General features: G+C 46.9%; 7 protein-coding genes and 1 pseudogene. 6 read left to right on the top strand and 2 right to left on the bottom strand.

The window, feature by feature from the left end; genetic code table 11:
• Nucleotides 1-256 precede the first annotated feature (256 nt).
• The gene (locus tag QMA35_RS19965; protein WP_281648908.1) at nucleotides 257-502 is read left to right on the top strand and encodes a hypothetical protein; all 246 of its coding nucleotides are present in this window, start codon (nucleotides 257-259) and stop codon (nucleotides 500-502) included.
• A gap of 282 nt (nucleotides 503-784) precedes the next feature.
• Here QMA35_RS19965 and yiaY read toward each other — a convergent pair whose 3' ends face one another.
• Nucleotides 785-1936 carry an L-threonine dehydrogenase gene (gene yiaY / locus QMA35_RS19960; protein WP_281648907.1) on the bottom strand — a complete coding sequence of 384 codons (1152 nt, stop codon included), beginning with the start codon at nucleotides 1934-1936 and terminating at the stop codon, nucleotides 785-787.
• 209 nt (nucleotides 1937-2145) lie between these two features.
• Between yiaY and QMA35_RS19955 the strand changes: the two genes are divergently transcribed.
• Nucleotides 2146-3078: a hypothetical protein gene (locus tag QMA35_RS19955; RefSeq protein WP_281648906.1), complete on the top strand. Its 933-nt coding sequence runs from the start codon at nucleotides 2146-2148 to the stop codon at nucleotides 3076-3078.
• 34 nt (nucleotides 3079-3112) lie between these two features.
• On the opposite strand, the gene QMA35_RS19950 is transcribed toward QMA35_RS19955, so the two are convergent.
• Entirely contained in the window at nucleotides 3113-3391 is a 279-nt protein-coding gene (locus QMA35_RS19950) for a peptidylprolyl isomerase (protein ID WP_281648909.1), read from the bottom strand.
• 199 nt (nucleotides 3392-3590) lie between these two features.
• Between QMA35_RS19950 and pgm the strand changes: the two genes are divergently transcribed.
• The 4 genes and pseudogenes from pgm to QMA35_RS19930 all read left to right on the top strand — a co-directional run.
• The gene (gene pgm / locus QMA35_RS19945; RefSeq protein ID WP_281648905.1) at nucleotides 3591-5228 is read left to right on the top strand and encodes a phosphoglucomutase (alpha-D-glucose-1,6-bisphosphate-dependent); all 1638 of its coding nucleotides are present in this window, start codon (nucleotides 3591-3593) and stop codon (nucleotides 5226-5228) included.
• Between the two features lie 252 nt (nucleotides 5229-5480).
• Nucleotides 5481-6929: a carbon starvation protein A gene (locus QMA35_RS19940; RefSeq protein ID WP_281648904.1), complete on the top strand. Its 1449-nt coding sequence runs from the start codon at nucleotides 5481-5483 to the stop codon at nucleotides 6927-6929.
• Nucleotides 6930-7330: 401 nt separating this feature from the next.
• Nucleotides 7331-8611, top strand: coding sequence for a protein kinase (locus QMA35_RS19935; RefSeq protein ID WP_281648903.1), 1281 nt, complete (start codon nucleotides 7331-7333; stop codon nucleotides 8609-8611).
• Between the two features lie 341 nt (nucleotides 8612-8952).
• Nucleotides 8953-9173: pseudogene (locus QMA35_RS19930) on the top strand (IS1595 family transposase); the annotation flags it as partial.

Below are 9173 nucleotides of genomic sequence, written 5' to 3'. Positions count from 1 at the left end.
CCCCGCAAATCATTGCGCAGACGGCGATGACAAGAATATCGAGAAGATTATGGTCGCACATGCCTTCGCAGCGAGGGTCAGGAACTTTGGCGAGAAAGGCTGTCAGGGGCTGATACTGCTGGGCTTCCATGCTGAAATAAGAGTCTGATAAATGGGAATCAGAGACTACTATAAATTATGTGGCTCGATGGTACCTATTTGATGCAATTGCCCTGGGGAAATGTCTCTGATTTTCAGACGCGGAAGAACTGCCGCGATGCAGGATGAGTTTATCTCTGACTATTACAACTACAGCATACTGAACTACGAAAACGATGCCATTATGCTCAGCATCGGACCTTTACTGAAGAGAGTACAGGCATCCTATACCTTTGAAGATGATTGTATTTATCTGAGAGATGCTTCACAGGATTACCGGGAATACTTCTGCAATGAGCAGGAAAAGCAGAGTCAGGCGCAGCTCGAGCAAAACAACACTCAACAATTGATTGCGGGACGCTAAATTTGATTGCGGGACGCTAAATTTGATTGCAGGACGCTAAATTTGATTGCAGGACGCTAAATTTCAGCCTGACCAACCCCGTAAAAACTTCAGCCATAATCACCGATACGAGATGCCAGATATTGTACGACTCTCACATTACAACCCTACCCCTTCAGATCAGATTTTGCTTTAACCAGAGGGTGTTCTCAATTAGGCATCGACTCAGCATTGAGATGAAAACCGGAGGCACTCTCAGCAAGCGACTCCGGTCAATAAATCAAAAGTGCAACCCAAGGTGGGTCAGAAAGCACCTTCAAAGATTTCTATAATCTCTTCTTTGGTCGCCTGGATAGGGTTGGTAAGACCACAGGCATCTTTCAAAGCATTATCCGCCAAGGTTGAAAAATCCTTCTCCTTCACGCCCAACTCGCTTAAACCATCAGGAATACCAATATCCATAGACAACCCCTGAATTTCAGTGAGCGCACTGTCCGCACCTTCCCGATCAGAGATGCCAGAAATATCAACCCCCATGGCCGCTGCGACTCTAGCAAGTTTTTCAGGGCAGACTCTGGCATTAAAAGCCTGAACATGGGGCAAAAGAATGGCATTACACACGCCATGGGGTAAATCATAAAAACCACCCAACTGATGCGCCATAGCATGAACATAACCGAGACTGGCACTGTTAAACGCCATACCCGCCAGCAGCTGCCCGTAAGCCATCTGTTCCCGGGCTTCCATATTCTCACCGTCGTATACAGCAGTACGCAACCAAGTAGAGATAAGTTCCACCGCCTGCAAAGCGCAGGCATCGGTAACAGGGGTTGCGGCTGTTGATACATAAGCTTCAACAGCATGGGTCAGCGCGTCCATACCTGTTGCAGCCGTTAGTGAACGGGGCATGCCCTGCATCAGAGCTGGATCATTTACCGACATTGTGGGAGTGGTGTTCTTGTCCACAATCGCCATTTTTACGTGACGATCTTCATCGGTAATGATGCAGAAGCGAGTAATTTCACTGGCGGTTCCCGCTGTCGTGTTGATACACACCAGTGTCGCCTGCGGTTTGGATGACTGATCAACACCTTCATAGTCTTTAATATTGCCGCCATTACTTGCCACCAGAGCAATGCCCTTGGCACAGTCGTGGGGAGAGCCACCTCCTAGAGAAATCACACAATCACAACCTGCTGATTGAAACTGTCTCACGCCATCTTCAACATTCTTAACTGTTGGGTTGGGTTTCGTCTCGTCGTATATCTCACAGGTCATACCAGCAGAGCCGAGTTTTTCAACCACCGTCCCTACCAGGCCAATATCAACCAGCACTTTATCGGTAACGACAAGCGCTTTTTTCAAACCCAGTGTGCTGATATCACTGATGGATTCTTCAAGGCAGGTAGACCCCATATGGTTCAGGGCAGGCATATAAAAACGATAAGCACTCATAGCAGTACACCTCTGATGAACTGCGACAAGCATAGGAGCTAAGGGGATTTTTTCTAAAAAGATGATGACAATATACTGACACTTCCCGTTTTCTATCGGCAGCTTCCACGGGATAAAAAGCCTATCGACTGCCTGTAATACCAGAACTGACGCTGAATCCTTTCATTAATCTAACTTGAAAAAAGAGAGTCTTTTTCCAGGAGCGGAAAATGAAAAATTTGTTGTCTGGTTTATTAATGACTGGTTTCCTGCTGATAGGTTCAGCTCCCTATACTGAGGCCGAAGAGTGCGCGAACCGCCATCCGGAAAAAGTTAAAAAAGGTCATAAAGACTGGAAGATCGCAGGACTATTATTCGGTCAGTATGATGACAACAATTCCTCTTACTTCTTTGCAGGAGGAGGCTTGCCAAAAGAGCCAGGAAATCATCGCCCCATAAAAGTTAAGTTAAACCTGCAAAAAAAACCGGATGCCGCCAATAAAATCAAAACCCAGCTAAAACTTGCCCCAATGGCCATACATTACGGAGTACCTTACCTCGATCATGCCGGTCACTTGTATGACACCTATATAGCGTTGGATGCATTCCAAACTTTCAAACATTTTGAACATACGGAGTCCCATGGTTTCCATCAAAACGAATTTAAAGAAGCCTGCAGCATCAAACGTGGGAAAAAGGAAAAGAAAAAACGCCTGTCAGGTTATGTGATTGCTGTTGAGCGTAAAGGTTTCAGTGGCTTGACCCGTAGCTGTAATGTCATGGTCAACCCTGGCGGAACACAAAAAGAAAATCGTCGGGAGCTACTGTATTATAGGGAAAAAGAGACTTGTCGTTATTACGATAACGATTGGTTGCCAACCTGTACCACGGAGAAAATCCCAGTATACCGCTACTATCAAGTCGATGTACCAGCCCGAACCCTTCTGATTGCACACAGTGAAGAAGCATGCCGCTTTGCGGAGGACACAGGGTGGGCTCAGGTTAAGGTAACTATTGATTATTCAGTCAGTAAACACAGTGATGCAAAAAACCCAAATAAAACAATTATTCATAAAATAACCGTTCAGGAGAAAACTCAACATGCACCTGAGCAGCCTGACGACGAACCGGATATACCTCAAGAATCATCCAATCAATCTTAGGGGCTAATGCTAAAAAGTCTTAGCCCCTTATCATTCATTGTCGGTAAATTGTTTCAATCAAATGAAAACCAAACTTGGTTTTTACCGGGCCATGGACTTTTAACACAGGCTTTTTAAACACCACATCATCAAAAGCTTTCACCATCATTCCCGGGCGAAACTCACCAAGGTCTCCACCCCTTTTTCGAGAGTTACACTGGGAATACTGTTTTGCCAGTTTTCCAAAATCTTCCCCCTTCGCCAGTCGGACTTTGAGTTTTTCCGCTTCTTCTCGGGTTTTCACCAGAATATGCCGGGCGCAGGCAAGAGCCATCATCCACCTCATATACATTTTAAAAACAGGGCCGCACCTTACCCCGATCAACATAGACAATAAAGCTACCCTGAAGGCTTGCATCCATGTCACTGCTTATTCATTAACAACCGAAAACAAGAACTGATTTTCAACAGCTGCACAGGTACTATTCTTGCTTTCCGTTTTACTATCGTTCTTGAATAGGGAGATTACTGTCGTGCATCCACTCGCCGGCCAACCGGCCCCGTCCGACAGCCTTGTCAACATCCCAAGACTGGTCAGCGCCTATTATGCTGAACATCCTGATCCCAACGAACCGGCTCACCGGGTGGTTTTTGGCACCTCCGGCCACCGTGGCAGCGCTTTCCGCTGCACCTTTAACGAGCCCCATGTGCTGGCCATTACCCAAGCTGTGTGCGAATACCGGGCATCTGCCGGGATTACCGGGCCGTTGTATCTTGGTATGGATACACACGCTCTATCTGAGGCGGCCTTTATCAGTGTGATACAGGTAGCCGCTGCCAATGGCTGCCAGGTGTATTACCAGATTGGCCGTGGTTACACCCCCACTCCGGTTATCTCCCATGCAATTGTTTGCCATAACCGCAATGCTGATGTGCAGGCGGACGGAATTATTATCACTCCGTCCCATAATCCCCCAGAAGATGGTGGTATTAAGTACAACCCACCCCACGGCGGCCCTGCAGAAGGCCCGGTGACCAAATGGATTGAAAACCGTGCCAACGCATTAATGGCTGATGGTTTGTCCGGGGTTAAACGTTTGTCTGCAGTTGATGCCATGGACGCTGAAAATGTTCACGCCCACGACTACATCCTTCCTTACGTTAAAGACCTTGACCAGGTTCTGGATATGGAAGCCATTGCCAAAGCCAGACTAAAAATTGGTGTAGACCCTCTCGGTGGTTCCGGCATGGCTTACTGGGATGTGATTGCCGAACACTATGGGCTGAGTATTGAGCTGGTGAACCGGACAATTGATCCATCTTTCCGTTTTATGCGCCTGGATAAAGACGGCGCTGTGCGCATGGACTGTTCATCTCCCTGGGCCATGGCAGGCCTGGTTGAACTGAAAGATCGCTTTGATATTGCTGTAGGCAATGACCCCGACTACGATCGCCACGGCATCGTGACCCGCTCTATGGGATTGATGAACCCCAACCATTATCTGGCGGTAGCCATCGATTATCTGTACCAGCACCGAAAGGATTGGCCTGCATCGGCAAAGATCGGTAAAACACTGGTTTCCAGTTCACTGATTGACCGGGTCGCAGATGGCATTGGCCGTGAAGTCTGTGAAGTGCCCGTTGGCTTCAAATGGTTTGTTAAAGGTCTCTGCACCAGTGAAATAGCTTTTGGTGGCGAAGAAAGTGCCGGAGCCAGTTTCCTGCGCAAAGATGGCACCACCTGGTGTACCGATAAAGACGGCATCATTCTCGCCCTGCTGGCCGCGGAAATCACTGCTGTTACCGGCAAAGATCCTGGCGAGTATTACCAGGAGCTGGCAAACAAATATGGTGAACCGGTTTATGCCCGTATTCAGGCTCCTGCAGATATGGAACAGCGTAAGATTCTTTCTGGCCTGAACCCTGAGATGGTTAAGGCTGATACTCTGGCTGGCGACCCTGTCACACAATGCCTGACCGAGGCTCCGGGTAACGGAGCCTCGATTGGCGGCTTAAAGGCTGTTACAGAAAACGGTTGGTTTGCTGCACGTCCTTCCGGCACCGAACCGGCCTATAAAATCTACGCAGAAAGCTTTAAGGGTGCAGAGCATCTGGCTCTGCTGCAGGAAGAAGCCCAGCAGTTAGTGGCGAATGTTTTTGCTGGCAAATAAGTGATACATCAACGCTGACAGCGATTGTTGTCAGCGTTCAAACCCTCTTTATGTCCTCAAGCAACAATTAAAAACTTTCAGATTTTCAAATCTCGACTAAATTTCCACCCGGGTTACTCCGCATGGCCGGATTTATAACAATACAGTTATTGATCCTTCAGCAGGAAAACCGCTTACTTTACACGGCACAACAATAACAAGACCAAACCAGCACAAGCCGATGGACATGTATGACTTCTCGGGGAGGGTTGTATGATCTGGTTCTTACTCTGTATGGCCTTATTAATTGCCGGCTATTTCTTTTATGGTTCTTTTGTAGAACGCGTTTTCAAAATCAATGAGCGCCGTAGAACGCCAGCGTTCACCAATCAGGACGGAGTTGATTACGTTCCTCTCCCCAAACGAAAAGTCTATTTGATTCAACTGTTAAATATCGCTGGTGTTGGCCCTATTTTCGGACCAATTCTCGGTGCTCTTTATGGCCCCGCGGCCATGCTCTGGATTGTTGCTGGCTGTATTTTTGCCGGCGGTGTTCATGATTATTTCTCAGGCATGTTGTCAGTACGTCATCAAGGACAATCCATCCCAACTCTGGCGGGCCATTACCTGGGTGACTGGGCCAGACGATTTGTAAATATCTTTGCCATTATCCTTTTGTTGCTAGTGGGTGTTGTGTTCATTTCAGCTCCTGCTGGCTTGCTCGGCCGCCTGACTGGTTACAGCGAATTGATGTTTATTGGCTTGATATTTACCTATTACTTTATCGCCACCATCGTTCCCGTAGATAAGGTGATCGGGCGTATCTACCCATTGTTCGGTTTGTTGCTGCTGTTCATGTCAGTAGGAATGACCCTGGCTTTGCTATTCTCGTCACAGCACGCCACATTGCCAGATTTCACAATTTCTGATTTCTTCCAGAATTTAAATCCCAACAACATGCCGTTGTGGCCAGCGCTGTTTATTACAATCGCCTGCGGAGCGGTATCCGGCTTCCATGCCACACAGTCGCCACTTATGGCACGCTGTATAGAGAACGAAAAGAACGGTCGTTTTGTATTCTATGGAGCCATGATTGGTGAAGGATTAATTGCCCTGATCTGGTGTGCCATCGCCCTCTCTTATTTTGGTGGCGTCGATGGCTTGAACAACGGCATGTCTGGCAATCCCGCCAATGTCGTTTATGAGGCGTCCAATGGATTAATGGGAGAAGTGGGCGGATTTATTGCCGTGCTTGGTGTGATTATTTTACCAATCACTTCTGGAGACACCGCCTTCCGTGCTGCGAGACTGGTGTTAGCAGAGTGCTTTAATATTAAGCAAACTCACTTATTCCGCCGATTGATTCTGGCAGTGCCCATGTTTATTGCTGGCGGTATCTTAACCCAGGTGGATTTTGGGATTATCTGGCGCTACTTCGGTGTCGCAAATCAAATCACCGCCGCCATCATGCTGTGGACGGCTTCAGCCTATCTTTTACAGAATCGCAAATTACACTGGATCAGTACCATCCCAGCTATGTTTATGACCACTGTTGTATTCACTTTCCTTCTGAATTCCTCGGTTTTAGGTTTTGGCCAGCCCATTCTTATAGCAACAGGTATTGGTTCTCTTCTGACCCTTCTTATTACTGTTGCTTTGATTAAACGGGCGCAGAGTGGAAGTGGATTAGACACCAGCCTGCAGAATCCAGATCTTGGTTAAATCATCTGCCAGAGCCATGGATGGCTCTTGTTCCTTAACATAATCTTGAAAAGCCTTTCCAGGGCGTTCTCAAATGAACTGCCCCGCAGCAAGCTGCGGGGAATTCAACCCTCAGAGATTAAGCATACGACTCAGTGGCGCTGAAAACCTCTATGGCTGCGTTGCAGCATTTTGAAAGGCAACAACAAGCATTCCGGCAATGCTGCGTCCTATAGTGCCCTTAAAGGGCTGCATAAGGATATGTGGTTAATCAGGTTTTGCGGCCTGATGTTAGTAAGGCAGACTGGTGTTAGTAAAGCAGACTGGTGAGTTACCACTTTTCCTTTTGAACTGTAGTCAAATAGAGCGATTAGTTCTTATCGCCCTACAAAGAGATACAAGGAGATACAAGGAGAGATGTCATGCAGCCCGTAGCAGGAAAAAACACACAAACAACAAAGAGTGAGGAAGCAGTCGCCACCGCCTCTTCCGACAATGTTTTCAAAAAGTTTGGGAGACTTATTAAAAAGCCTTTTATACAAACTCACGATCAACAAAGTGGTAGGGATTGCGTAGTAGGAGCTCAAGTACTCGAGCCCCCTAAGCAATTTACCAAGAGAGATATCGCGTGGAACAAAGAGGAGCGGCATGAATCCCCTGACAAGGCTGTTACATCCATGCTTGGTATTACTTCCACCGCGGCTCCTCTTTTAGGTAAAGGTGCATATGGAACAGTTAGCGTTTGGCAGAATGCACACCTGAACAGCCAAAAGTTTGCACTGAAAATGCTGAGTGGTAAGGACGACAATAAACCGTATGAAGGCCCAAAGAAGGGGGAAGGTATGGCCCTTCTTGCCTGTGGATGTCATCCCAATATCGTCCAAACCTATGCATTATTATTGCGCGAGGAAAAAACGGATAACTACGCAGTAATTTATCAACATGCTATATGGGAAATTCAGTTTCTCAGTATGAGGGTGGCTGCTCTTGTGAGTGAATGTGTGGACGGGCAAAGTTTGAAGTCTCTTCTGGAACCAGACCGACATACGTGTCTTCAAAACATCACATCATGTACCGCAATTGCAGAACAGGCTGCATGCGCACTGAGCTACCTCCATAAACAGGGTTTTGTCTTTAGAGATGTGAAGCCCGGTAATCTTATTGTGAACCCTGATGATCTGCATACTAAACTGACAGACTTCGGTTTTTGTATACATTTGCACCGTAAAGCGCGAACTCAATCTTTTTGTGGAACCATTCCTTATCTGGCTCCAGAGATGGTGAGCGCCTTTCATTATCAATACACAGATACTTATAAGAGATGCCCTGAATATGATAAAAGTGTCGATGTGTGGGCATTGGGGGTTTCATTCATGAGAATGGTAACGGGTTACCGTCCGTCCGATTACCAAGCGAGTACACTCCCTCTTGATGCTGATATTTCTGAAACACATCCTAAAAATCGTAGTGTCATTTTTAAGCGTATAAAGACTTTTTCCCTTTTGAGACCCGGTGACAAATACAGCTATTGTATCCGGAGTAAGGTGCTTCCCGATAATGAGAAAAAGATTGATGCAGTAAACCTCATAGCAAAATTACTGGATAACGATCCCAAACGACGTAAATCTATGGATACAGTTCATAAAACGCTTCAGGAGATGAATAAAAGCCCCACCCAAAAAGTAAAAACAGAGGCTCCCTGATTACCACTGTAAGCCAGCCAGTTTTAGAAACTTTCCAGTGGTGATAGTAATTAAATTAAAAGCCATATATGGCTTCTACATTCTTTTCAATTACACATTGCGTGGGGCTCACAATACATGTTGGTGCGTGAACTACACTTCTGAACACCGGTTTCTGTCGTGTAATTGGATCATCGTCATGCAGCAAACACAATTCCAAGAGTTCCTGAAATCTCTCAGGACATTGTACCCTCAACAGCTGACATGTTTGCACACAACCTTACCGCCATGCCCGAAGACGCAAGAAAAAGCCGCCGAAGAATGCCAGTGAAAAGTCAGGAACAATTAGAAAAATTCCCGTCATGGTGGCCTGCGACCGCCAGCAACATGTAACCGATGCCGTTCTCGAACATGCGAGTAACGATGAACTCTTCACGCAACTGGCAGGACGGATTTTACCAGGCAGCACCCTGTGCACGGATGCTCATCTGTCCCATGAAAAACTGGCAGACCAACTCAACGTGACGCTGAAAGAGTTGGTCACTACGGCAGGCCAGTATGTGCGAGAGGAGGTTTATCACAT

This window comes from Parendozoicomonas sp. Alg238-R29, assembly GCF_947331445.1.
Taxonomy (GTDB): Bacteria; Pseudomonadota; Gammaproteobacteria; order Pseudomonadales; family Endozoicomonadaceae; genus Sansalvadorimonas.
The sequence above is the reverse complement of the archived record's forward strand: the minus strand, read 5'-3'. Positions and strand labels throughout refer to the sequence as shown.

Excerpts from the sequence above, each read along its gene's own strand:
- QMA35_RS19965 (WP_281648908.1), top strand. The coding sequence starts at position 257 with ATGCAGGATGAGTTTATCTCTGACTATTACAACTACAGCATACTGAAC.
- yiaY (WP_281648907.1), bottom strand. The coding sequence starts at position 1,936 with ATGAGTGCTTATCGTTTTTATATGCCTGCCCTGAACCATATGGGGTCT.
- QMA35_RS19955 (WP_281648906.1), top strand. The coding sequence starts at position 2,146 with ATGAAAAATTTGTTGTCTGGTTTATTAATGACTGGTTTCCTGCTGATA.
- QMA35_RS19950 (WP_281648909.1), bottom strand. The coding sequence starts at position 3,391 with ATGGCTCTTGCCTGCGCCCGGCATATTCTGGTGAAAACCCGAGAAGAA.
- QMA35_RS19940 (WP_281648904.1), top strand. The coding sequence starts at position 5,481 with ATGATCTGGTTCTTACTCTGTATGGCCTTATTAATTGCCGGCTATTTC.
- QMA35_RS19935 (WP_281648903.1), top strand. The coding sequence starts at position 7,331 with ATGCAGCCCGTAGCAGGAAAAAACACACAAACAACAAAGAGTGAGGAA.